We start from the raw sequence: 21,438 nt of genomic DNA, 5'->3' as shown, positions 1-21,438 counted from the left end.
TATGTATTCAAAAATTGCTGAAGATGCGCAAGACCTCTCCCCTTTCTTAAAAACAGAAGACACCTTAGAGTAATTTCCATCACTCTAAGGTGTCTTCTGTTTACACAATGTGGGCATGGAATTGTTCAGGCCTATGTTTCGTATGCGGAAACATAAGCTACTTGGTTCTCCTACGCCGCGGCGAGCTAATGCTTTGAATTATAAGGGGGTTTACTTTTTGCGTATGGTTACGTTTGTTGCCGTTTTCATGAATATGATGACCTTCGTCCCCAACCGGTATGCGTTTCTAAACAATAAAACTTAAGCGCTAAATCACCCATGCTTCAAGTGCCTTTGATGACAGGTAAGAGGCTCTTCTATAGTTGCGTTTTCATCCCAAATATCGGCGTCAAGATAAGCGGAAAGGGTCTCTATTCCTTCCGCATATTTTCTTAATCTGCCTTTATCACCTCGTTCAGATTTCTTTTTCGCCCAGTCGGAGTCACGTATGGAAGCGTTCAACGCTTGCGTGATAATCGTTAAGTTTCCAGCGTAAGCAGTTTGCGGTCACGGAAATCCGCAGCAGCTTTATCCCCGCTAAAAGCCCAATGGTTACGCCATTTCTTAGGCATCATATGTTCCAATTCATGAGATTATAGAAAAATTAGGACACCAGGACGACGAAATTACAAAACGTGTTTATCTCCACGTCACCAAAACTATGAAAAAAGAAGCTTCTCAGAAGTTCAATGAACTCATGCAAAGCTTGTAATACTAAGGGCAATTATCTTTTCATATTATCAATGGTTTGTTGCTGATCATGTAATTTCTCTAACTCATCAACAAACCTTATTATTTCATCCGTTATGAATTCTATTAGATTATAAAATTCATTCACATCAGATTCTGCAGCTTCTGCCAATTCTTCATGTCGATCAAAAGCTCGTTGGGACGCTATCTCTGTAGCTTTATCTAGTTCATCATAATATGAAAGTTCATCACTGATTAGTTCACAAGCAAAATCTTGATGATCAAAGAATGCTAATTCATACATAGGTGATTCTTCTTCACATAAATTTCGGGCAGTCTCTAGGTTACTAATAATGTTTGACTCAGAAAAAGTGTCATGTCCAGTAACGTTAATCAAATCATTTATTTCCTCATCAAATTCATACAATATCTCACACAACTGATTAAGCTTTTTAGGAGATACATATGGATCTCTCGAATTATATACCTCGTTCTCTTCGAATCGACCTACATAAGTAAACAATCCTTCCTTCATGCTATCCGTAATAGACATCATATCTGATAATAGCTTTGATAGAATAATTTGCTTTTTATTAAATACATCACCGAAATACTGAATCCCTTCATCTTCAATTAAAGGTACCAAATTTTCAATAATCAGCTTTACCTTCTCGGGGTCACGAATAAGCGTACCTGTCTCTCTGTTATTCATGCTTTCATCCGAGAAATTCGCTGAACCAATGTAAGCTATATTATTTGTTAGTACTATTTTAGTATGATTATCAAAGTGATAAAAAGTAGCGATACCATCTATCTCATTTGAATTCAACCGTTTTGTATAATTCTTGATGCTATCTTTAGCTTTTTCACGTGCTGAATCACTATAGTAGGTATCATAATGATTTGGAATATTTGTAACAATACGTACCTCTGCATGTTCTGCAGAATCTTTAAGTAGATCTAATAAGTAATTTCTTTTTGCAGAGATATTATATGTGGTTACAAATATATACTCTGCATTCGGAAAATCATCCAAAACCTCCTGATAATTTAATTCATCCTTTGAGGAAACTAATTCTATACTTCCAGGCACTAGTATAATTCTTTCTAAACTCAAATCATCATCCCTTAGTCAAGATATACAAAAGATACCTTAGAGCAATTTTCATCACTCTAAGGTATCTTATTTTTACACAATGTGGGCATTCCAGGTTTCCCCAAAGAGAAACCCATACCCCACAGGCTGTTCAGCCTGTATTACATCATGCCGCCCATTCCCATTCCACCCATGCCGCCCATGTCTGGCATAGCTGGTTTGTCTTTTTCTGGTTTGTCAGCTACTACAGCTTCAGTTGTCAGGAACATCGCTGCAACAGATGCTGCGTTTTGCAGTGCGGAGCGGGTTACTTTCGCTGGGTCAACGATACCGGCTGCGAACATGTCTACCCACTCGCCGGAAGCTGCATTGTAGCCTACGCCGATTTTTTCGTTTTTCAGACGTTCAACGATTACAGAGCCTTCTTGGCCTGCATTCGCTGCGATTGTGCGTACAGGCTCTTCCAGCGCGCGCAGAACGATGTTAACACCTGTTTGCTCGTCGCCTTCCGTTTGAACTGCCGCTACCGCGTTATATACGTTAACCAGAGCCGTACCACCACCGGATACGATACCTTCTTCAACCGCAGCGCGGGTGGAGTTCAAGGCATCCTCGATGCGAAGCTTGCGCTCTTTCAATTCAGTTTCAGTAGCTGCTCCGACTTTGATTACTGCTACGCCGCCAGCCAATTTAGCCAGACGCTCTTGCAGCTTCTCACGGTCGAACTCGGAAGTTGTATCTTCCAGTTGAGCTTTGATTTGGTTAACACGAGCCAGGATGTCAGCAGAATCTCCGCTTCCATCAACAACGATCGTGTTTTCTTTGGTTACACGCACTTGACGTGCAGAACCAAGCTGCTCCACAGTAGTGGATTTCAGATCCAGACCCAGCTCTTCTGTAATCACTTGACCGCCGGTCAGGGCAGCAAGGTCTTGCAGCATTGCTTTGCGGCGGTCGCCGAAGCCTGGAGCTTTAACGCCGACACAAGTGAAGGTTCCGCGCAGTTTGTTCACTACGAGGGTTGCCAAAGCTTCGCCTTCGATGTCTTCTGCGATGATCAGCAGTTGCTTGCCGGATTGAACGACTTTCTCCAGAACAGGAAGAATCTCTTGAATGTTCGTGACCTTCTTGTCTGTGATCAGAATGTACGGGTTATCCAGTACAGCTTCCATTTTGTCTGTGTCAGTGATCATGTAAGGAGAGATGTAGCCGCGGTCGAATTGCATACCTTCTACGACTTCCAGCTCTGTTACAAAACCTTTGGACTCTTCAACTGTGATAACACCGTCGTTGCCCACTTTTTCCATAGCTTCTGCGATCAATTGTCCAACTTCATCGTCAGCGGAAGAAATTGCAGCAACTTGAGCGATAGATTGCTTGCCTTCGATTGGCTTCGCAATGTTTTTCAGCTCTTCAACAGCAGCGCGAACCGCTTTTTCAATCCCTTTGCGGATAACCATAGGGTTAGCGCCGGCAGTTACGTTTTTCAAGCCTTCGCGGATCATAGCCTGAGCCAGAACTGTTGCAGTTGTTGTACCGTCACCAGCTACATCGTTGGTTTTAGTTGCAACTTCTTTAACCAGTTGAGCACCCATGTTTTCGAATGCATCTTCCAGCTCGATTTCTTTTGCGATGGATACACCGTCATTTGTGATGAGCGGGCTTCCGAATTTCTTTTCCAATACTACGTTACGGCCTTTAGGACCGAGTGTTACTTTAACCGCATTTGCCAGCGCGTCTACCCCGCGCAGCATCGAGCGGCGTGCGTCTTCACTAAATTTAATATCTTTAGCCATGACTTGATACCCTCCTTCAATTGTTGAAGCTTAAGTATGTTTCATTCATCTATATGGTTTCAAAACCGGGCTTATCCCAAGATCGCGTGGATGTCGCTTTCCTTCATAATCAAATACTCTTTACCCTCGTATTTGATTTCTGTGCCAGCGTATTTGGAGAAAATAACGCGGTCGCCTTCTTTTACTTCCAATGCTACACGAGCGCCATCCTTAATTGCTCCGCTTCCTACAGCGATTACTTTACCTTCTTGCGGTTTCTCTTTCGCTGTGTCTGGCAGTACAATGCCGCTGGCAGTCGTTTCCTCTTTCGCGATCGGTTCGATCAATACGCGTTCACCTAAAGGTCTGATCATGAAAAAATAGCCTCCTTTTGAAATTTAGTGCTCCCTTTATATTAGCACTCGTTAACGTCTAGTGCTAATAATCATTTTTATAATACTAATTTGAGCAGCATTTTTCAAGTCCTTTTATCGCTTTTTAATGAAAAAACACCCATAAGCCACACCTGATTCTACTCACGGCTGATGCTAAAAGCATTTCAGGCTCCCGCAGCCTTTGCTGCTCACGCAATGACTAAAGTTCTGCAAAGGCTGAAACAATAACAGTGCTATGGCTTAACTGATCTCCTTTAATCGGTCTATCAGCCATCCCGGGTCCGGAAGCTTGGCCTGAAATCTGATTCTTACCCGGGAATCCTCGAATGTAACCTGACTGATCTCGACCCAGCTTGGAAGCTCGCTGCCCAAGGGAACGACAATTTCCTTCAGCAGTTCAGAAGGCAGATTTACAGATCTGACGGTGAGGTGCTCGGGTATGGCACGCAGGTTGGGCTTATCCCACACAAGACGGTACTGCGCCGATGCGCCCATTTTAACCAGACCCATATACGTCAAATTTACCCGGGCGGACATCAGGCTGCCGTTCAGCTTAAAATCAGCGCCATTCAGCTCCGTCCCGTTCTCCAATTTGGGATTTTTCTGCAAATGGCTCTTGATCAAATGATTGATTTCTTCCGATGTCAGCGTAAGCTCAGGCTTCAGCTCAATCGCCATCTCCAGAACTTTTTTCTCCATATTAACCCGGGGAGCATCCAGGCCAAGCTGCTCTTGCGGAGCAATATAGCGAATCAGTCCCCAAACTCCCAGTCCGAGCAGCAGCAGCAAAACAAGCAGCACAGTAAATAAACGCCGGAGCAGCCTCATCGATCTCCCTCCATCTCCATGCCTGACCGTTTAATAAAACGGCCATTTTTGTTATCCCTGTCTCTATTTTAGTGTCTGCAAGGAGCGGCAAGCAAGTTATCCGGCTCTGTGTGCTCCATGTACTCATGGGTACGTATACGCTCGGAAAGACCTAAGTATTCATTTCGCTTCTATTGCCTGACATACCCGCTCTCTAAAGAAAACTCCACAATATACTGTTTGCAGATCCGTTCATACCCCAGCGACTCATAAAGGCGTATGGCAGCTTCATTTTCCTCCAGTACATTCAAATATACATTCGGTGTCAACGCTCTTGCATTCCGGGTCAGCTCCGCAGATATGCTTCTGCCATAGCCCTGCCGTCTCCATGCAGTATTCGTCCCGATATTGCCCAGCTCTGCATAATCCCCATTGTAAATATGGTAGCCCCCTGCCGCAATGAGCTTCTGCTCCGCCAGTGCGCCAAAGAAGGGATAGTTCAATTCTTCTTTGGTAAATGCCATCGTATTTAATTCCGCCATCAATTCTTCAATCTGGGGAAATGAGAATGATGCCAGCTGTTGCACACGCTCGTCCTGGGGAGGCAAGGCTTTCAAATTCATATGTTTCATCAGGATGAGTCCCCGCGGCGGCCTTGTGAAATTCACCTGTGCGGACAAGTATGCCATCTCCTGTTCATTCAGAATAAAGCTGCCTGTTGCCTGGTCAGGCAATTGTAATTGACGCTTAATATAGGAAAGCACCGGCTGAAGCTGAAACGCCCTCTGGACGGCATATGCGGAAAAAGCATAAAACGGGAGTCCCTTTAAAAAAGCAAGAACGCCGGTTAATTCGCCTTCATCTGTGAACTGCCCGTAGTGCTGCGCGTTGTGCTTTCGTGCGGTCAGATAGGAGTAATAGAGAAAATGATGGTCGCGATCGATCGTATTCAAAATGGCTGTTAGCTCTTCCGGCATGAGTTTGCGTATCAATGAATTCCCGCCTTTAAGTGGAACTTATACTTTCTTATATTTCAAAAAGGCTTCTCAAGAAGTAAAAAATCACCCCCAGGAAGCCTCTTTATATCATATCAAAAACCTACCGGTTCATCCAGCCGCCATCGACACACAGCACATGGCCATTCATATAATCACTCGCAGAAGAAGCAAGGAATACAGCCGGGCCTTTCATATCTTCCAGTTCGCCCCAGCGGCCTGCCGGAATACGCTCCAGTATTTGACGGCTGCGGACCGGGTCCCCGCGCAGCGCTTCGGTATTGTCTGTACTCATATAGCCCGGAGCAATAGCATTCACCTGCACACCCTTGGACGCCCATTCATTACCGAGTGCCTTCGTCAAGCCTGCAATGGCATGCTTGCTCGCCGTATAACCCGGCACATTGATGCCTCCCTGGAAGGAAAGCATGGATGCGATATTGATAATTTTGCCCGACCCTTGAGCGATCATCTCCCTGCCTGCCAGTTGGCAAAGCGTGAAGACCGCATTCAAATTGACGTCCAGCACTTCCTGCCAATCCTCAAAGGCATGATCTGCCGCAGGCGTACGCCGGATAATCCCCGCATTGTTAACCAAAATATCAATACGTCCGAATTGCTCCAGCGTCTGCCGGATAATGCCGGGAAGCTGGCTCTGATCGCCGACATTGGCCTGAATCGTCAACGCTTTTCTGCCAAGAGCTGCAATCTCCTGCTTCAAGTCATCAGCCGGAGTGCTGTTCGTCACCAGCACCACATCCGCACCAGCTTCGGCAAGGCCCAACGCAACCGCCTTGCCGAGCCCTCGCCCTGCCCCTGTAACGACTGCTGTCCTGCCGCTTAAATCAAACAAGTTCATTTCTCAAACTCTCCTTTTGCCATCAGGCCCGAATCAGCTTGACTGCTTGTCCATCGTATTTCGACACCAGCTCATCATTGAGACCGCTGTCTGTGATGAAATAATCCACTTCTGACAGCTCCGCAAATGTAATCAGCGCACCTTTGTCGAATTTGCTGTGATCAGCTACACAATAAATATGTCTGGCACAGGACATGTACACCTTCTTGAGCTTCGCCAGTTCCTCCGTAAAGATCGTCAGGCCGTATTCCAAATGAATGCCTGTCGTAGACAGAAACAGCTTGTGCACATTGAGCCGGCTGATCCACTCCAGCTCCTCGCCCCCGATAAGCAGATTATGATGCCTGTAGCCGCCAGGGACGACAAGACGAATCTGCTCCTTGAGCGCCAGCTCGCGAATGATCAGCAAATCATTGGTTAGCACGGTGAGCGGCATATTCTTAACCCGCTTTGCAATCTCCAGTGTTGTGCTGCCCGCATCGAGTGCGATAATATCCCCCGGTTCAATATAACGCAAAGCCTGCTCGGCAATCGCCGCCTTGGCCTGTCCATTGCGAATATTGGGAATCATCAGCGGCAGCAGGCTGTCCTCGCCCTCCGCCTCCAGCACAGCGCCACCGTGAATGCGCTTCAGGAGCCCCTTTTCCTCGAGCTTCTCCAGGTCCTCACGGATCGTCTTCTCCGTCACCTGGAAGCTTGCGCTCAGCTCGGAAACTTTGACACTCCCCTGCTTTTCAAGCCGTTCTATAATATTCCGATGTCGCTGTGCAGCCAGCATGAATGACTCCTCCCAAATGTTAAAAAGGCTACTTCAAATCCCACATCGGGACGATGTCCATATCCTTAAAGGTATAATTTTCTCCTGCCATCGCCCAGCAGAACGTATAGCTGCTTGTGCCAGCCCCCGAATGGATCGACCATGGAGGAGATATAACGGCCTGCTCATTGCTGACGACCAGATGCCGTGTCTCCGATGGCTCGCCCATAAAATGGAATACCCGCGTATCCTCTTTCATGTCAAAGTACAGATACGCTTCCATCCGGCGGTCATGCAGATGTGCAGGCATCGTATTCCATACACTGCCTGGCTTGAAGCGCGTAACCCCCAGCATAAGCTGGCAGCTTTGTACGCCATCGGCATGAATATATTGATAAATGGTTCGTTCATTCGATGTCTCGATCGAGCCCATATGAAGCGGGTTCGCTTCACTAATGAGCACTTTCCTTGTCGGATGCGTTGCATGTGCAAGTGAAGAGCAAAAATAAATTCTGGCCGGGTTGCCCTGATCCTTGCTTGCTACCGTGAGCTTCTTGACGCCCATTCCCACATAGAGCGCATCCAGCTTGCCAAGCTCGTAGACTTCCCCGTTAGCCATAATGACAGCCTCACCGCCGCCTACGTTCAATAGACCGATTTCCCGGCGCTCCAGAAAATATTCGGTCTTCAATGCATCGGCATCTTCAATCTCCAAAGGTTCGTTCCCAGGAACGGCACCGCCGACTATCATCCGGTCATAATGAGTATACACCATTGTAACTTTGCCTGTCTGAAACAAGTCTTCAATCAGAAAATCCTTCCGCAGTCTTTCGGTCGTGTACGACTTTATATCGGAAGGATTGGTGGCGTGACGAATTTCCATGGGTAAGAAAACCTCCTGAATAGTATGATTATGTTCGTTTTAAGTATATCATCAAAAAAACGAACATAAAAGAACTTTTTTGGAGTATCTATCTTCCCATTAGCCCCTGATTTGTGCTTTTCGTTCTTCACTTTGTTACCGCTTTAACATAGATTTCACCACAAAACTCACATTTTCAGGCCGTTCTGCAAGCCTTCTCATAAAATAACCGTACCAGTCCACCCCGTAGGGTACATAGACCCGCATCCCATAGCCTTCCTTGACAAGCTGCTGCTGGAGCATCGGACGAATGCCATAAAGCATTTGAAATTCGAATTTCGAGCGTGGTATATTGTGAGTCTGCACAAATTGCTTGACGTGGTTAATGATCTGCTCATCATGGGTAGCTATAGCCGCGAAGTGGCCATTGCGAAGCTGCAGCTCAATGACCTTGATAAAGTTAAGGTCCACATCTTCTTTTTTTGGAAAAGCAACTTCGGAATCTTCTTTGTAAGCCCCTTTGACCAGCCGGTAATTGGGAGCATGCTTTTTCATCCTAATCATATCCTTCTCTGTCTTGTACAAGTAGGCTTGGAGCACAACGCCAACGTATGGGCCATAAGCCGAGGAGAGCGTCTCATACATGGCGAGCGTGCGCTCATTGCGGACATAATCCTCCATATCGATACGCACAAAATTCCGATGGCGCTTGGCGGCAGCTACGATCCCCCGCATATTGTAAAGACACTTGTCATACGATAAATCCAGTCCGAGTTGGGTAAGCTTCACGGAAACGTTGGCATCGGCTCCGCTCTCATGAATGGCTGCGAGCGCCCGGACTACCGCTGAAGCAGCGGCCTCCGCCTCTTCTATACTGAACACATATTCGCCCAGATGGTCGAGCGTGACCTTAATTCCCTTATCATTCAGTTCCTTTACCTTCTCCATTGCTTTCTCCAGCGTTTGTCCTGCAACAAACCGATCTGCGCCAAATCTCAATCCAAATCTCTTCGCGGCACGGTTTGCTGTGCGGTTTTTGGATAAGTACAGAAGCATATTGCGCATGATCGCCATGCAGGAATCACCACTTCCATTTGTTGTATTAGTTATATCTATGTTGCGCAGGCTTCTCCATAAGACCTCCCTGCAAAAATTTCCTGTTCCTGCAAGGCTCCGCATCAAAATATAGCTAATTGAGCCGGATAAAATCCCTTCTGCAACGTTTTTCACCAATCTTGCGTATAATTAACAGAGTTAATGACCAGGGCACGATGTCGTTGCCGCAGCTTTGTCAGCTGGATCATACAAGCGCAAGTGTCCAGCAACTTGACCGATGATGCAGTGATTTCAAGATTTACGAAAGAAGGAGGGATACGATGCACGTAGATTTTCCGTCCGGGGGAGTCGGTGGTTTTGACTTTATATTCAATCTGTTCCCGGTCATTTTTGTAATTATCGTCATTATTATTATCGTGAAGCTCCTGATGGGTGGGGCTAAATATGTGCAAAATGCCAGCTCGCCGCGGGAGTCCCACTATTCACGGATCGTAGCCAAACGGACCGAAGTCCGAAGCACAACGAACCATCATCACGGAGAGAACGGGGCCATGCATCCGACGCATTCCTCCAGAACTTACTATTACATAACATTGGAGTTTGATAACGGATCGCGCAAAGAGTTTTTGGACGTTAAAAATCTCTACGGTCTTGTAGCAGAAGGGGATAACGGGTATGCTTCCATTCAAGGGGATTGGATTGTTGCATTTGAACGCCAGCCGATGGAATCAAGGGTCTGATACCCGCCGTCTACTCCATAAAGCAAAAAACAAGGCAGCTCCGGGTGTTTCTTCCGGAGCTGCCCTGCATTAAGGGGCTGAATTACTGCCCTCTTATTTTTCCTCATTTGCTGCACCAAGCTTTTGCTTGAGCGCCTCAAGCTGTTCATTCACTTGAGCCTGCTTCAGAGGGTCACGTGCGGATGGCGGGGCGGATGGTGCGAAAGCGCCTGGCCCAGGGAAACGGGATACTTCAGCTTCCGCCTCCAACTGCATAATTTTCTCCTCCATGCGGGAGAATCCGCGTACAGCGCCGCCGCCTTCAATCGTGTGTCCCACGCTCACAGTCCCTTGTGCAAGCTGCTGCCTGGCTTTGGCAGCCTGTGCACGTGCTGTCAGGTCCGTACGCTTGGCGCGCAGTGCCTGAAGCTCGCCTTTCATTTGCTCCAGCTCGCCGCGGAGCTGCTCAGCCTGAACCTTGCTTTGCTCGTACAGGCCATAGAATTGCTCTGCCTGCTGATCATAAGCCAGTTTCTCTTCGAGATACTTGCGGGCTGCCTCTTCATCACCAGTAAGTACAGCCTGTTCAGCACGGGCTTCTGCGTCAGCCGCATTTTGAACTGCGGACTCATAACGGTTCTTCATTTGCTGCTCATGGGTCAACTGCTTGGCGACTGTCACTTCAGCAGCCTGAACTTCACCTTCCATGTCGCGGACATATTGATTCAGCATAACGGTCGGGTCTTCAATTTTATCCAGTACCTCGTTCAGTGTCGCTTTTGTCATGTCCTTCATTCTTTTCAAGATTCCCATAGTTTTCATTCTCCCTTCTCGTATTGAGCGATTTTAGTACGATATTGATCCAGTTCTTTGCGGAGTGCCGCTTTTTCCAGGTCATTCATTCTTGTATCTACATCATGGGCTGTTGTGGAGCCTGTTCCATAACTGTTATAGGTGGCGGCAGGCTGCGGGTCCCAATGATCCCAATGAGGCCTTGCAGTCTCGTAAGAATTGGTATACGATCTCGGTTCTGTCGGGATCACGAAGGTAGAGAGCAGATACACGATCAGCAATCCTCCGCCGGTAAACAGGGTCCCTACTACAAGTAATATTCGGATCAGGGTTGCGTCGAAGTTGAACCGCTCGGCCAGTCCGCCGCAAATCCCGCTGATCATTTTATTTCGTCTTGAACGGTATAGCTTATCCATGTTCCGCTCCATCCTCCTTGTGGCCTTGTTACTCTAAATTCAATTTTTTCTTCAACTTTGCAAGCTCCAGATCAACCTGAGGCTGCTTGTCAGGGCTTAACCGGATTGCCGGGGAGCCTTGGGATTGTCTTACTTGGCGCAAGCTCTGTGCCTCCAGCTCCCGGTCCGAAATCTGATCCTCCAGCCGGCGGAACACATGATCAGGACTTCCACCATTCAAGCTGTTGCTTCTTTGTGCCATTCGCTGCTGCAGCCGGAGGGATTCCATTCTGGCCATGTAGTAGCTTCTCTTGCTGACAGCCTCATCATATTCACCCTTCAGCTCTCCCAGCCGGTCTTCCAGTTCGACAAGCGTGCCTTTGCTTTGCTCATACAGCCCCTTGTATTGGCTCGCTCGCTCGTCATGGGCCGTCTTGTCAAGCAGTGCCGCTCTTGCCAGTTCTTCTTCTCCTGACTGAAGTGCTGTTACCGCCTGACGTTCGCGGTGCTCCTTTTGCTGCTCCGCTTGAAGCCATTGACGTTTCAGCTGAATGGAGTGCGTGGAGCACTCTCTGAACAGCTGCTCTGCTTTTACCAGTTCTTCTTTGGTTGATGCCAGGAACCTGTCAATCACCTTAACCGGATCTTCAGCCTTGTCCAGCCTTTCGTTCAAGGTCGCCACTGTGATGTCCCGTACTCTGCGCAATATGCTCATAGGCCATTCCTCCGTTTCTGCTCTAAAGTGTATATATAGTTGCGTTTTAGCAGTTTCTGTTACATTAGGTTATTAGTATCTTTTCTTTGTCAGCATCGATACGCCCCAGATGACCAGCAGCACCGCCAGTACCAGGAAAATCACCTTCGAAAGCTTAGCCAGGAGCAAAACTGCACCTACTGCCAGGAATGCGCCGCCAATGATCCTGCTGTTATTTCTCCAGCCGATGACCCCAACTCCGATGAGCAGAAGCGGGAACAGCAGACTGAACAACCAACCAATCGTAACGCCGATAATCGGAAGCAAAATCCAGATACCGACCACCGCGAGCAATATACCAATCCAAGTTTTTTCCTTCATGAATCTCTTCACCGCCTTTCGCTTCCTTCTCTCGCTTGCTTATGTACTTATTGTAGATCGAAATGGCTTTTGCCAAAACAGACCTGCGGCGGTTTTTCAACCTAGCTTTAGGTCGGGGTTTTGGCTGACCTTAAGGCGGAGCCTGCCGGACCTTGTACTGTGGCGTATTCCCTTTAGCCTGTTTACGGCTGTATGCCATTTTCAAAAAAAATCAAAAATCCGGGTAGAGAAAAAGAAAAGGGCATGTTATAATGGAAACGCATACAAGTTTATCTAACATGTACTTACCCGTTTTTTCCCTCTTCAATTCCTTTTACAAGGAACTTTCAACCATCTTTGGGTCCCATCTGACCCGAAGCATCCCTGATTTCCATGATTTCACCTAAACCATCTATTCAAGCGGGCTTGCCGCCCATACAGCTGCATCTTTTGATGTTCCCTTTTCTGCGCTTACCCAACCACTGAAAGTCTCTGCTTCATTTGCAACATTCACCACTTCGAACCCATCTCCACCATTTGAATACCTTCTTTCAACATTTTTCATTTAGAGCATGTTGAGATATTTGCATTGCAAACTTTTTCCTATCCAAATATGAAAGGAGGTGATATTCACCGAATCCGGATTTTCCCACCCTGTTTAGATGTAGCAAGGACTGTCAATTCAAATGAAAAAGGAGCGAGGTTTAATGCAGTTAAAAAGAAAATCATTGGTTCGCAAATGTCTGCTCTTGTTTTGTGCCGCTATGCTGGTGATCCCTGCAGGGATGTCCTTTGCGGCCAGTAAGCCATTTCCACAGCATACGACGTATACGTCAGGATCAATCAAACCTAACCATGTGTCCCAGACGGTACTGGATAATGCCGTAAGAAACAAATGGAACTCCTGGAAGGCCGCCTACCTGGCCCCGGCTCTTACCAGCCAATATTATGTGAAATATAACCCTGCAGGCGAGACCGTATCCGAAGCACACGGCTACGGAATGATGCTTGCCGTCCTGATGGAGGGCTATGACGCCAATGCCAAAACCTACTTCGACGGCATGTACCGTTATTATAAGGCTCATCCAAGCACCAACAATGCCTTCTTAATGGCCTGGAAGCAAAACAGCAGCTTCGTAAATGTTGATGGACCAAACTCGGCTACGGATGGCGACATGGACATCGCTTACGCCTTGCTGCTTGCGCACAGACAATGGGGCAGTACCGGAGCAATCAATTATCTCCAGGCAGCCCAAAACATCATTAATGCCATCATGAGCCATGATGTGAACCAGGCCCAGTGGACACTGAGACTGGGTGACTGGGCGACCAGCGGCAGCTATAATACAGCTACGCGTCCTTCCGATTTCATGCTCAACCACCTCAAAGCATTCCGCTTAGCGACAGGCGATGCCAAATGGGATAATGTAACGAACAAGACCTATAACATTATTAACTCCATCTATTCCGGGTACAGCTCTTCGACGGGCTTGCTGCCTGATTTCGTAATCCTCTCCGGCAGCACTTACCAGCCAGCAGGAGCAGGCTTCCTGGAAGGTCCAAATGACGGCCGCTACTACTATAACTCCTCCCGCACACCTTGGCGTATTGCGACGGACTACCTCATGAGCGGGGATACCCGCGCAGTTAGCCAACTAACCTCCTTGAACAATTTCATCAAAACGTCCACAGGCAGCAATCCGGCTAATATCAAAGCGGGCTACCAATTGAACGGAACACCGCTTGTGACGTATAACAGCGGCGCCTTCTATGCTCCATTCGGTGTAAGCGCGATGATTTCCTCCAGCAACCAGGCATGGCTGAACTCAGTATGGAACCACACAGTCAGCGGCTCAATTGAGGGCTATTACGAGGAGAGCATCAAGCTGTTATCCATGATCGTCATGTCAGGCAACTGGTGGACGTATTAATAAGCTTGCAGCAAAAAAAGACGCCGGACATTATGCCGGCGTCTTTCACAACTCAGGTCCAACCCCAAAAGAAACCGTCGCGATCCCAGGCCGCGGCGCCCTTATGGAGTTTTTTGAACCGTTTTTTTACCTCTTTATCGATGGATTCATTGCCGTTCTCATTGATGTAAATAAAGGCTTCTCCATAATGCTCTCGAATATGGGAAACAGCATCACCCTGATACAAAATCCCTTTGAATTTAAGTTCCTTTAACATCCATTCGGCAATTTCCTGTGCTGTAACTTCCATTGTACTTCCCCCTTAATGTCAAACAAGCATACCCCATAACTTATAATATGAAAAGGCAGCCCTAAGGCCGCCTTCGCTATGTTCACTCTCCGCCGTGCTCCGTCTATTCTGCCAGCCCATGCTTATGGGCATAAATAGCGGCCTGTGTGCGGTCTTCCACACCCAGCTTGGAGAAAATATTCGTAATATGATATTTGACGGTCTTGATGCCAATGAACAGTTCGTCCGCAATCTCCTGATTGGATTTCCCCTCTGCAAGCCGATGCAGAACATCCATCTCGCGGTCGGTCAAATCCTCATGCAGCGGTTTTTGCTTTGGTGTCTGCGGCTGGCGGAAACGGTTCATCATTTTGGCTGCTACTTGCGACTCCAGCACAGACTGTCCCCGAGCCGCCGCGCGGATGGCATCCGCAATTTCTCCCGCACGAGAAGTTTTTAGCAGATAGCTGAACGCACCCGCCTCGATGACCGGATACATTTTGCTGTCGTCAATATAGCTGGTCAGTACGATAACTTTGCATTCCGGGTACAGTTCCAACAGTTTTTTTGTCGTTTCCACTCCGTCCATGCCTTCCATAACCAGATCCATCAGGACAATGTCCGGTTTGTAAGCCTGGGCCATCCGGATGCCATCCTGCCCGTTGCTGGCTTCGCCGACAACTTCAATTCCATCCTCTGTATCAAGCACTGCCGCCAGACCGATGCGCACCATTTCATGATCATCGACCAGCAGCACTTTTATCGGTTGCTGAATCTCCATTCTCTATTCGCTTCCCCTCTCATCGGTCAAAGCCGGTATCCATATTTCGATGGTCGTCCCCTCTCCCGGAGCCGACTGGAGCTTCATCGTACCTCCCATCTCATGAACACGCTCCTCCATGGTAAGCAGTCCATAAGAGGTTTGCTTCTTGGATTCAAGGTCAAATCCAACCCCGTTGTCTCTCAGCGTCAGGTGAATTTGCTTCCCGTAACGGACCAGCCGGATTTCCATCGCAGTGGCCTTGGCATGACGAAGTGTGTTGGACAATGCCTCCTGGACAATCCGGAACAGATGATCCTCCGCATCGGTTATCAAGCTGATTCCCGGATCAATGTCCAGCTTAATATCCATGGGTACTTTTTGACGCAGCTCCTCCATCAGCGTACCGAGCGCATGAGCCAGATTTTTCCCGTCGAGATGAATTGGACGCAAGTGAAGCAATAGCGCACGCATCTCGGATTGGGCCACTGACGCCATCTCCTCAATCAGCTCGACCTGGCGGCGGGCACGCTCGAAATCCTTGTCTATCGTTCTGCCCACAGCTGTAGCTGTCATCGATATGGCAAATAATTGCTGGCTGACCGCATCATGAAGCTCCCGCGCCAAGCGCTGGCGCTCCTCAATGACTGCCGTAAACTTTACCTTCTCCTGCCAAATCTGTTCTTCCTCATCCGGCTGCTTATTTTGCTCTGAAGGATCATCGGAAACAAGTGTGACCGATCTGAACCTGCGGGATTGCTGCTCGGTCAGCCGCTTAATTGTCTCTTTAAGTTTAAGGCCTTGCAGGTAGCTGTACACAGCTCCTGCTGCCAAGGCTATCCCGATCACGGCCAGTCCAAAGACAGCGGCCTTACCCTGCAGCAGCTGGAACCAGCTCAAGTAGCCCATAGCTTGCAGAACCAGGACGAGCAAGCCGATAATGACTAGCAGCCATAGCAAGGTCTCAATTGTCTGTCGGCTGATCCGGTAAGGCGCCTTCTCCTCCGTTTTATTATCCGCCATATGCTCCCCTCCCGTCTACAATCTCAAAGGCAAGCCGAATGCCCGGAGCGCTCCGGCAGGAGCGCCTGTTGGACACACGGCTTGCCTATAACCATGTCTTATATATTATTCTTCGCTCTTCACAACAGGAGGAGCGATTCTGGATTTCAATGCTGCAAGCTGCTCTTCTACTTGAAGCTTCTTTTCCAGATCCACTGCGCTTGGCGCGCTTGTTCTGGAGGAGTACAAACCTGGTGCTCTCATAACATCCGCTTCGGCCTCCAGCTGCATAATCTTCTCTTCCATCCGGCTGAAGCCGCGGGTGGCGCTGCCGCTTTCCAGGGAATGGGAGCCCATGCTGGACATTTGTTTTTTGGCCTTTGCCATTTGGGCACGGGCTGAAAGCTCATTGCGCTTGTTGCGAAGCTGATAGAATTCTTCCTTCATGCTGTGCAACTGGCTCATCAGATCGTCCGCTTGCCCTTTTGCTTCCGCATGCATATCGCCATACTCATTTACTTTTTGATCAAAGTAAAGCTTCTCTTCCAGCAGCTTGCGGGCCAGATCCTCATGACCGGAACGGATCGCCTGCTCAGCTTTGCTTTCTCTGTCCATTGTGCTGCGGACTGCTTCTTCATAACGCTGTCTCATCCGGCGCTCATTTGCCATCTGCTTGGCGACCGTCACCTCTGCCTGATGAATTTCAGCCTCCATGTCTCTCAAATACTGGTTCAGCATAACGACCGGATCTTCCATTTTATCCAGCATTTCATTCAAAGACGCTTTCGTCATATCCTTCATCCGTTTAAAGATACCCATATTATTTATCCTCCTTCTCAATCTTAGCTAATTTTGCACGAAGCTCATCCAATTCTCTGCGCATCGCTTTTTTCTCAATGTCATTCATCATATCGTCCAAATCGGAACGGTCTTTTGGCTGACCGCTCGGCGGCACATTCTGCCAATTCGTATGGCTGTTCGCCGAAGGTCCATGACCGGGATTGTAGTACCCGCCATGATCATTAAATGAAGAAGGTCCATTGTTGTACCCGCCGCCATAGCCCCGATGATCATAATTATTGTAGAAAGGCGGTTCCTTAGGCACGACCAGTCCGGCCAAAATATATACAAAGATCAGTGTTCCGCTGGAGAAGATGACAGCAACGATAAACAGCACCCGCAGCAATGTAGCGTCAATATTCAGCATTTCAGCTACGCCGCCGCATAAACCGAGAAGTTTTTTATCCCGGGTCGAACGGTACAATTTCTTCATCCTTGGAGTCACCCCTTCTGTTCAAGTTTGCGTTTCAACTGCTGCAACTCATATTCAATCGTGTTCTGTACGCCGGATTGCACTTCATGCATGATCTGCTTGCCTGCGCGGCGCAAATCCCGCAAGCTTCCTGCCTCAAATTCAAGGCCGCTAATCCGTTCATCAAGCCGGCGGAACATGCCATCCGGATTTTGTCCCTGTCCGGAGCCGGTATATCTGGCATTCATGCGCTGCTGCAGCCTGAGCGATTCCATTCTCGCGGAGTAATACTCGCGCTTGTCATATACGGTCTGGTATTCGCTGCGCAGTTCCTGCAGATGCTCCTCCAGCTCCACAATGTTTTGCCGGCTTTGCTCATACAGTTCTTTATATTGTACGGCACGCTGATCATGCGACTGCTTCTCCTGCAACGCCAGGCGGGCTACATTCTCCTCGCCTGCCTTAAGCGCAGTAATCGCCTGCTGCTCGCGCTTTTCCTTCTGGTGCTCTGCCTGGAGCCATTGCTCCCGCAGATGATTGCCGTGCGAGCTGTATTGCTGATAAAGCCTTTCGGCATGAATGATTTCTTCCCTTGTTGACCAGAGGAACTGGTCAATCAGCCTTACCGGGTCTTCGGCTTTTTCGAGCCGCTCGTTCAAAGTTGCTACTGTTATATCACGTACCCGCCGAATAATACTCATCGCTTGCCCTCCATTCACTAGGACTAGTAAACTCTTTTATTTCCGTTAAACATCGAGATTCCCCATGCGATCAAAGCAATTGCCGCAACCAGAAGCACAATACCGTGCAGCTTGGCCATAATCATCAGCACGCCGACCACGATCATTGCGGTACCAATGAAATGCTTGTTATTCTTAAGCCCAACCGCTCCAAGACCAATCAGAATAAATGGGAAGAACAGACTCGTTAATGGTGCAAGAGAAACTCCGATAATTTTGAGTGCGAACAGGCCACCCAACAGTACAAGTGCCACACCCAAAAGCGTCTTGTTATTCATTTGCCGTCCACCACCTTTCATCAAATGTGAATGATGCTTAATTTCCATCAGTTCAACCTTATGTCCTTATTCTAGATGGAAACAGGATATTTCAAAACAGACTTGCGGCGGTTTTTGCACCTGGACTTAAGTCGGGGCATCTCCGGACGCCGGACGGACAACGGTTCCACCAGGCTGCCGCCATGTCTGGAAAATACGGATTTCCCCATCCTGTATGGAAACTTGTACAAACTTCAGCAGACAGCAAAAAGGCGGTCCTAATCAAAGCAGCATTGCCGCCTGAACAGGACACACCTTATGAACCGAATTCCTCTTCCCACTTTGCCTGTTGCTCCAGCTGCTTGCGGTATACCATCGATGACAGAAACACGCTGAATTCATACAAAATGATAAGCGGTACGGCAACCATAATATCCGAAATGACATCCGGCGGCGTAATTAGCGTCCCGGCGAGCACCATCACAAAGTAAGCCACCCTGCGCATCTTCTTAAGACGAATCGGGTTGAGAATCTTGAGCTTGGTCAAAAACATAATGACCATCGGCAGCTCAAAAAGCAAAGAGATGGGGATAATAATGTTGAACATGAACGTCAAATATTGAATGACGCCGTAGGTTTCAATCAGATTCAGCCTCTGCGCAACCTCTGTCGTAAAATGATAAGCCATCGGGAATACGACAAAGTAAGAGAATGCCAGACCGATCAAAAACATAAGGAGCGTAAACGGGATATATCTTAGTGTCGCCTTCTGCTCCAGTTCCCCCAGACCCGGCTTAACGAACGCCCAGACCTGGAAAAAGGTAAAGGGAAGCGTGAGCACAAGAGCAATTACCATGGCAAATTTCATATAAATGCCGATACCGTCCCATAATGAAAACGTGTGGAGCGGCAAGCCGTTGAGCGGCTCCTGGCTCATCAAATAATCATACGCCGGCTTGGCAATAAAAAGACCAATTACAAGGCCGATAACAAAAACAAAAAGGACGGCGATCAGCCGTTTGCGAAGCTCTCCAATATGCTCGAGAATCGGCATGATGCCTTCCTTTTTGACACTCTGGTCTGTATCCTGCTGACCCAACCTGACAGTTCCCCCTTCCATGGCACCTGTCCTGCCTTAAACTTATTCCGGAAGTCTCTTGCTGGCTTGCTGCTGCTCCTCAGTCTGAGCGGCTTCGGCACGGCTAGGCTCCTTGGTTTCCTGCTTGGGGCTGTCATCCATAATGTCTTTCGCGCCATTCTTGAATTCGCGAAGCGTTTTGCCGAATGCACGTCCAAGTTCAGGAAGCTTGTTCGGACCAAACAAGAGCAGCGCCAAAATGGCAAGCAAAATGATACCGGATGCTCCTAAATTGCTAAACATGAGCAAATCCTCCTTAGGATTGGTCTGTATGAGGTCTGTTGAAAAACAACAACATGGACTGTCAGTTAGGCCTCTACCTGCACAGTCCATTAATTACCCTATTATAGCATAGCAGGGCTTTCAGCTATAGTCTATTTCCTGACAATTATTTGTCCGCATCCCCTATTATTCCCCAGGCTGCCCGGCCAGCATACGAAGCGCTTCCGGAAGCTCGTCCATAATGGCCATCAGGCACTCATGAACACCTTTGGGGCTGCCAGGCAAATTGACGATCAGGGACTGCCCCCGGATACCGCAAATACTGCGCGTCAGCATATAGCTCCGCTTCTTTTGCATCGCATAAAAACGCATTGCCTCCGCCATGCCCGGGACTTCCCGGTCGATAACGCGCTTTGTCGCCTCCGGCGTCAAATCACGCGGGGCAAGTCCTGTACCCCCGGTTGTCAGCACCAGATCCGCCTGATAATATTCAATCATCTCAATCAGGGCGGCCGTAATTTCATCCTGTTCATCAGGAACGATACGATAGTCTACGATAATGCCGGTGAGCTCCTCCTCTACCAGCTCCCGTATTACCTGAGCGCTCGTATCCTCACGCTCCCCGCGCGAGCCTTTGTCGCTTGCCGTTAAAATCGCTACCTTCCACTGCATGAGCAACCCTCCTGTCCCTAAAATGTCATAAGGCAGCACGTTTTCTCACTCAAGCATAAACACTGCACTGCCCCCTGAGTGGAGCAACAGCATTTTGCGCAGAAATACAAGAACATGATGACGATTCATTCTTATATTTCAAGGATAGACGCCCCGCTCGGTGAACACAGCATCCAGCCTGATATCATGCCGCTCGCCAGGGATCCGGCCGGATAAGACCAGTTGAACTTCAAAAGCAAGCCCAAGCCACAAGGGCAGTCTCTGGCCAGCTGCAGCTTTGAACAAGGCTTGTTCGAAAAAGCGGTCGTAGTAGCCGCCCCCGTAGCCAAGCCTGCCCCCTTCACGGTCGAAGGCAAGACCTGGCACCAGCACGGCTTCAGGCAGCTGCGCCGGATCCCATAGATCAGCTTTGTCCGGGTTTGGCTCCCTGATGCCGTAAGCCCCGGCCTGAAGCTCTTCCCACCCGGTCAATTGATGCAAGACCATCTCTCTGGTTGAAGGAATACAACGCGGCACGATAAGCGCAATCCCTTCCGACCAGGCCCATTCGATCAGCGGCGCTGTATCTGCCTCTGAACGAAAGGAAACATACGTCATAACAGAGCGGATGTTCCGGGCCGCAAGCCATTTTGCAGCCTCTGCTCCGATCAGCCCGGACCGCCGGCTGCGCTCTTCGCCCGTAAGCCCGTCTCTCACTGCGGCCATCTGGCGGCGCAGCTCCTGCTTGTCCTTCAGAGCGGCTGTATTATCCATTGCTTTATATTCTCCAGTAATTTCATTTTTCGCTGTTCTTAGTTTACCACTGTAAGCCCAATTCGCCAACTTGTACATGAGGCGTATTCCACACTTTATACTTATCCAAATCTCCACTGTGTATCGCGCTTCCATACAATTTCATGTAAAAT

Annotated in this window: 27 protein-coding genes and 1 pseudogene; 2 read left to right on the top strand and 26 right to left on the bottom strand. The window is 48.4% G+C overall.

The features are described from left to right. Positions 1–312: 312 nt before the first annotated feature. The 10 genes and pseudogenes from H583_RS38210 to H583_RS0126765 form a co-directional block, all read right to left on the bottom strand. Positions 313–519: pseudogene (locus H583_RS38210) on the bottom strand (hypothetical protein); the annotation flags it as partial. A 244-nt stretch (positions 520–763) separates the two neighbouring features. Next, the gene (locus H583_RS0126805) at positions 764–1,846 is read right to left on the bottom strand and encodes a phospholipase D-like domain-containing protein (RefSeq protein WP_081667607.1); all 1,083 of its coding nucleotides are present in this window, start codon (positions 1,844–1,846) and stop codon (positions 764–766) included. 140 nt (positions 1,847–1,986) lie between these two features. Then, positions 1,987–3,621 carry a chaperonin GroEL gene (groL, locus tag H583_RS0126800; protein ID WP_028563176.1) on the bottom strand — a complete coding sequence of 545 codons (1,635 nt, stop codon included), beginning with the start codon at positions 3,619–3,621 and terminating at the stop codon, positions 1,987–1,989. Between the two features lie 71 nt (positions 3,622–3,692). Further along, positions 3,693–3,974 (bottom strand): co-chaperone GroES, encoded by a 282-nt coding sequence (gene groES / locus H583_RS0126795; RefSeq protein WP_028563175.1) that lies wholly within the window; start codon positions 3,972–3,974, stop codon positions 3,693–3,695. Between the two features lie 261 nt (positions 3,975–4,235). After that, positions 4,236–4,823: a hypothetical protein gene (locus tag H583_RS0126790; RefSeq protein WP_028563174.1), complete on the bottom strand. Its 588-nt coding sequence runs from the start codon at positions 4,821–4,823 to the stop codon at positions 4,236–4,238. Between the two features lie 170 nt (positions 4,824–4,993). Next, positions 4,994–5,794 (bottom strand): GNAT family N-acetyltransferase, encoded by an 801-nt coding sequence (locus H583_RS0126785; RefSeq protein WP_028563173.1) that lies wholly within the window; start codon positions 5,792–5,794, stop codon positions 4,994–4,996. A 106-nt stretch (positions 5,795–5,900) separates the two neighbouring features. Beyond that, positions 5,901–6,656 (bottom strand): 2-dehydro-3-deoxy-D-gluconate 5-dehydrogenase KduD, encoded by a 756-nt coding sequence (kduD, locus tag H583_RS0126780; protein WP_028563172.1) that lies wholly within the window; start codon positions 6,654–6,656, stop codon positions 5,901–5,903. Between the two features lie 22 nt (positions 6,657–6,678). Beyond that, the gene (locus H583_RS0126775; RefSeq protein WP_028563171.1) at positions 6,679–7,434 is read right to left on the bottom strand and encodes a DeoR/GlpR family DNA-binding transcription regulator; all 756 of its coding nucleotides are present in this window, start codon (positions 7,432–7,434) and stop codon (positions 6,679–6,681) included. Positions 7,435–7,462: 28 nt separating this feature from the next. Further along, on the bottom strand, positions 7,463–8,296 hold the full coding sequence (kduI, locus tag H583_RS0126770) for a 5-dehydro-4-deoxy-D-glucuronate isomerase (protein WP_028563170.1): 834 nt from the start codon (positions 8,294–8,296) through the stop codon (positions 7,463–7,465). A gap of 135 nt (positions 8,297–8,431) precedes the next feature. Next, on the bottom strand, positions 8,432–9,349 hold the full coding sequence (locus H583_RS0126765; protein WP_036711173.1) for a proline dehydrogenase family protein: 918 nt from the start codon (positions 9,347–9,349) through the stop codon (positions 8,432–8,434). A 302-nt stretch (positions 9,350–9,651) separates the two neighbouring features. On the opposite strand from H583_RS0126765, the gene H583_RS0126760 reads away from it, so the two are divergent. Beyond that, positions 9,652–10,071: a DUF2500 domain-containing protein gene (locus tag H583_RS0126760; protein WP_028563168.1), complete on the top strand. Its 420-nt coding sequence runs from the start codon at positions 9,652–9,654 to the stop codon at positions 10,069–10,071. Positions 10,072–10,164: 93 nt separating this feature from the next. Here the strand turns inward: H583_RS0126760 and H583_RS0126755 are convergent, their stop codons facing one another. From H583_RS0126755 to H583_RS36875, 5 genes are all read right to left on the bottom strand, one after another. Then, positions 10,165–10,863: a PspA/IM30 family protein gene (locus tag H583_RS0126755; protein ID WP_028563167.1), complete on the bottom strand. Its 699-nt coding sequence runs from the start codon at positions 10,861–10,863 to the stop codon at positions 10,165–10,167. Between the two features lie 5 nt (positions 10,864–10,868). Continuing rightward, the gene (locus tag H583_RS0126750) at positions 10,869–11,258 is read right to left on the bottom strand and encodes a PspC domain-containing protein (RefSeq protein ID WP_028563166.1); all 390 of its coding nucleotides are present in this window, start codon (positions 11,256–11,258) and stop codon (positions 10,869–10,871) included. A gap of 28 nt (positions 11,259–11,286) precedes the next feature. Then, positions 11,287–11,952, bottom strand: a complete 666-nt coding sequence (locus H583_RS0126745; RefSeq protein WP_028563165.1) for a PspA/IM30 family protein — start codon at positions 11,950–11,952, stop codon at positions 11,287–11,289. Positions 11,953–12,024: 72 nt separating this feature from the next. Continuing rightward, positions 12,025–12,312 (bottom strand): LiaF transmembrane domain-containing protein, encoded by a 288-nt coding sequence (locus tag H583_RS0126740; RefSeq protein ID WP_028563164.1) that lies wholly within the window; start codon positions 12,310–12,312, stop codon positions 12,025–12,027. Between the two features lie 391 nt (positions 12,313–12,703). Then, positions 12,704–12,856: a hypothetical protein gene (locus tag H583_RS36875; protein ID WP_154666006.1), complete on the bottom strand. Its 153-nt coding sequence runs from the start codon at positions 12,854–12,856 to the stop codon at positions 12,704–12,706. A 142-nt stretch (positions 12,857–12,998) separates the two neighbouring features. Between H583_RS36875 and H583_RS0126730 the strand changes: the two genes are divergently transcribed. Continuing rightward, complete coding sequence (locus H583_RS0126730) at positions 12,999–14,222, top strand: family 8 glycosyl hydrolase (protein ID WP_028563163.1); 1,224 nt, start codon at positions 12,999–13,001, stop codon at positions 14,220–14,222. 52 nt (positions 14,223–14,274) lie between these two features. Here H583_RS0126730 and H583_RS0126725 read toward each other — a convergent pair whose 3' ends face one another. The 11 genes from H583_RS0126725 to H583_RS0126675 form a co-directional block, all read right to left on the bottom strand. Continuing rightward, entirely contained in the window at positions 14,275–14,511 is a 237-nt protein-coding gene (locus tag H583_RS0126725; RefSeq protein WP_028563162.1) for a DUF6953 family protein, read from the bottom strand. Between the two features lie 103 nt (positions 14,512–14,614). Further along, complete coding sequence (locus H583_RS0126720; protein ID WP_028563161.1) at positions 14,615–15,271, bottom strand: response regulator transcription factor; 657 nt, start codon at positions 15,269–15,271, stop codon at positions 14,615–14,617. A gap of 3 nt (positions 15,272–15,274) precedes the next feature. Beyond that, the gene (locus H583_RS0126715) at positions 15,275–16,273 is read right to left on the bottom strand and encodes a sensor histidine kinase (protein ID WP_028563160.1); all 999 of its coding nucleotides are present in this window, start codon (positions 16,271–16,273) and stop codon (positions 15,275–15,277) included. Positions 16,274–16,378: 105 nt separating this feature from the next. Then, positions 16,379–17,071, bottom strand: a complete 693-nt coding sequence (locus tag H583_RS0126710) for a PspA/IM30 family protein (protein ID WP_028563159.1) — start codon at positions 17,069–17,071, stop codon at positions 16,379–16,381. Position 17,072: 1 nt separating this feature from the next. Then, positions 17,073–17,525, bottom strand: coding sequence for a PspC domain-containing protein (locus tag H583_RS0126705; protein ID WP_028563158.1), 453 nt, complete (start codon positions 17,523–17,525; stop codon positions 17,073–17,075). Positions 17,526–17,533: 8 nt separating this feature from the next. Further along, positions 17,534–18,205, bottom strand: coding sequence for a PspA/IM30 family protein (locus tag H583_RS0126700; protein WP_028563157.1), 672 nt, complete (start codon positions 18,203–18,205; stop codon positions 17,534–17,536). 23 nt (positions 18,206–18,228) lie between these two features. After that, positions 18,229–18,522 carry a LiaF transmembrane domain-containing protein gene (locus tag H583_RS0126695; protein WP_028563156.1) on the bottom strand — a complete coding sequence of 98 codons (294 nt, stop codon included), beginning with the start codon at positions 18,520–18,522 and terminating at the stop codon, positions 18,229–18,231. A 295-nt stretch (positions 18,523–18,817) separates the two neighbouring features. Next, on the bottom strand, positions 18,818–19,621 hold the full coding sequence (gene tatC, locus H583_RS0126690) for a twin-arginine translocase subunit TatC (RefSeq protein ID WP_051237064.1): 804 nt from the start codon (positions 19,619–19,621) through the stop codon (positions 18,818–18,820). Between the two features lie 21 nt (positions 19,622–19,642). Continuing rightward, on the bottom strand, positions 19,643–19,882 hold the full coding sequence (locus H583_RS0126685) for a twin-arginine translocase TatA/TatE family subunit (protein ID WP_028563154.1): 240 nt from the start codon (positions 19,880–19,882) through the stop codon (positions 19,643–19,645). Between the two features lie 165 nt (positions 19,883–20,047). Continuing rightward, entirely contained in the window at positions 20,048–20,533 is a 486-nt protein-coding gene (locus H583_RS0126680; protein WP_028563153.1) for a MogA/MoaB family molybdenum cofactor biosynthesis protein, read from the bottom strand. A 138-nt stretch (positions 20,534–20,671) separates the two neighbouring features. Further along, positions 20,672–21,286, bottom strand: coding sequence for a 5-formyltetrahydrofolate cyclo-ligase (locus tag H583_RS0126675; RefSeq protein ID WP_028563152.1), 615 nt, complete (start codon positions 21,284–21,286; stop codon positions 20,672–20,674). Positions 21,287–21,438 lie beyond the last annotated feature (152 nt).

Origin of the sequence: Paenibacillus pinihumi DSM 23905 = JCM 16419 (assembly GCF_000422505.1) — a bacterium.
Taxonomy (GTDB): domain Bacteria; phylum Bacillota; class Bacilli; order Paenibacillales; family Paenibacillaceae; genus Paenibacillus_D; species Paenibacillus_D pinihumi.
The sequence above is the reverse complement of the archived record's forward strand: the minus strand, read 5'-3'. Positions and strand labels throughout refer to the sequence as shown.

What these genes read in the sequence shown, in the direction of transcription:
- H583_RS0126725 (WP_028563162.1), bottom strand. Translation starts at nt 14,511, where the DNA reads ATGGAAGTTACAGCACAGGAAATTGCCGAATGGATGTTAAAGGAACTT.
- H583_RS0126745 (WP_028563165.1), bottom strand. Translation starts at nt 11,952, where the DNA reads ATGAGCATATTGCGCAGAGTACGGGACATCACAGTGGCGACCTTGAAC.
- H583_RS0126730 (WP_028563163.1), top strand. Translation starts at nt 12,999, where the DNA reads ATGCAGTTAAAAAGAAAATCATTGGTTCGCAAATGTCTGCTCTTGTTT.
- groL (WP_028563176.1), bottom strand. Translation starts at nt 3,621, where the DNA reads ATGGCTAAAGATATTAAATTTAGTGAAGACGCACGCCGCTCGATGCTG.
- H583_RS0126755 (WP_028563167.1), bottom strand. Translation starts at nt 10,863, where the DNA reads ATGGGAATCTTGAAAAGAATGAAGGACATGACAAAAGCGACACTGAAC.
- H583_RS0126760 (WP_028563168.1), top strand. Translation starts at nt 9,652, where the DNA reads ATGCACGTAGATTTTCCGTCCGGGGGAGTCGGTGGTTTTGACTTTATA.
- H583_RS0126695 (WP_028563156.1), bottom strand. Translation starts at nt 18,522, where the DNA reads ATGAATAACAAGACGCTTTTGGGTGTGGCACTTGTACTGTTGGGTGGC.
- kduI (WP_028563170.1), bottom strand. Translation starts at nt 8,296, where the DNA reads ATGGAAATTCGTCACGCCACCAATCCTTCCGATATAAAGTCGTACACG.
- H583_RS0126720 (WP_028563161.1), bottom strand. Translation starts at nt 15,271, where the DNA reads ATGGAGATTCAGCAACCGATAAAAGTGCTGCTGGTCGATGATCATGAA.
- H583_RS0126675 (WP_028563152.1), bottom strand. Translation starts at nt 21,286, where the DNA reads ATGGATAATACAGCCGCTCTGAAGGACAAGCAGGAGCTGCGCCGCCAG.
- H583_RS0126765 (WP_036711173.1), bottom strand. Translation starts at nt 9,349, where the DNA reads ATGGCGATCATGCGCAATATGCTTCTGTACTTATCCAAAAACCGCACA.
- H583_RS0126685 (WP_028563154.1), bottom strand. Translation starts at nt 19,882, where the DNA reads ATGTTTAGCAATTTAGGAGCATCCGGTATCATTTTGCTTGCCATTTTG.
- kduD (WP_028563172.1), bottom strand. Translation starts at nt 6,656, where the DNA reads ATGAACTTGTTTGATTTAAGCGGCAGGACAGCAGTCGTTACAGGGGCA.
- H583_RS0126705 (WP_028563158.1), bottom strand. Translation starts at nt 17,525, where the DNA reads ATGAAGAAATTGTACCGTTCGACCCGGGATAAAAAACTTCTCGGTTTA.
- H583_RS0126700 (WP_028563157.1), bottom strand. Translation starts at nt 18,205, where the DNA reads ATGAGTATTATTCGGCGGGTACGTGATATAACAGTAGCAACTTTGAAC.
- H583_RS0126740 (WP_028563164.1), bottom strand. Translation starts at nt 12,312, where the DNA reads ATGAAGGAAAAAACTTGGATTGGTATATTGCTCGCGGTGGTCGGTATC.
- groES (WP_028563175.1), bottom strand. Translation starts at nt 3,974, where the DNA reads ATGATCAGACCTTTAGGTGAACGCGTATTGATCGAACCGATCGCGAAA.
- H583_RS0126710 (WP_028563159.1), bottom strand. Translation starts at nt 17,071, where the DNA reads ATGGGTATCTTTAAACGGATGAAGGATATGACGAAAGCGTCTTTGAAT.
- H583_RS36875 (WP_154666006.1), bottom strand. Translation starts at nt 12,856, where the DNA reads ATGAAAAATGTTGAAAGAAGGTATTCAAATGGTGGAGATGGGTTCGAA.
- H583_RS0126750 (WP_028563166.1), bottom strand. Translation starts at nt 11,258, where the DNA reads ATGGATAAGCTATACCGTTCAAGACGAAATAAAATGATCAGCGGGATT.
- H583_RS0126680 (WP_028563153.1), bottom strand. Translation starts at nt 20,533, where the DNA reads ATGCAGTGGAAGGTAGCGATTTTAACGGCAAGCGACAAAGGCTCGCGC.
- H583_RS0126715 (WP_028563160.1), bottom strand. Translation starts at nt 16,273, where the DNA reads ATGGCGGATAATAAAACGGAGGAGAAGGCGCCTTACCGGATCAGCCGA.
- H583_RS0126790 (WP_028563174.1), bottom strand. Translation starts at nt 4,823, where the DNA reads ATGAGGCTGCTCCGGCGTTTATTTACTGTGCTGCTTGTTTTGCTGCTG.
- tatC (WP_051237064.1), bottom strand. Translation starts at nt 19,621, where the DNA reads ATGGAAGGGGGAACTGTCAGGTTGGGTCAGCAGGATACAGACCAGAGT.
- H583_RS0126775 (WP_028563171.1), bottom strand. Translation starts at nt 7,434, where the DNA reads ATGCTGGCTGCACAGCGACATCGGAATATTATAGAACGGCTTGAAAAG.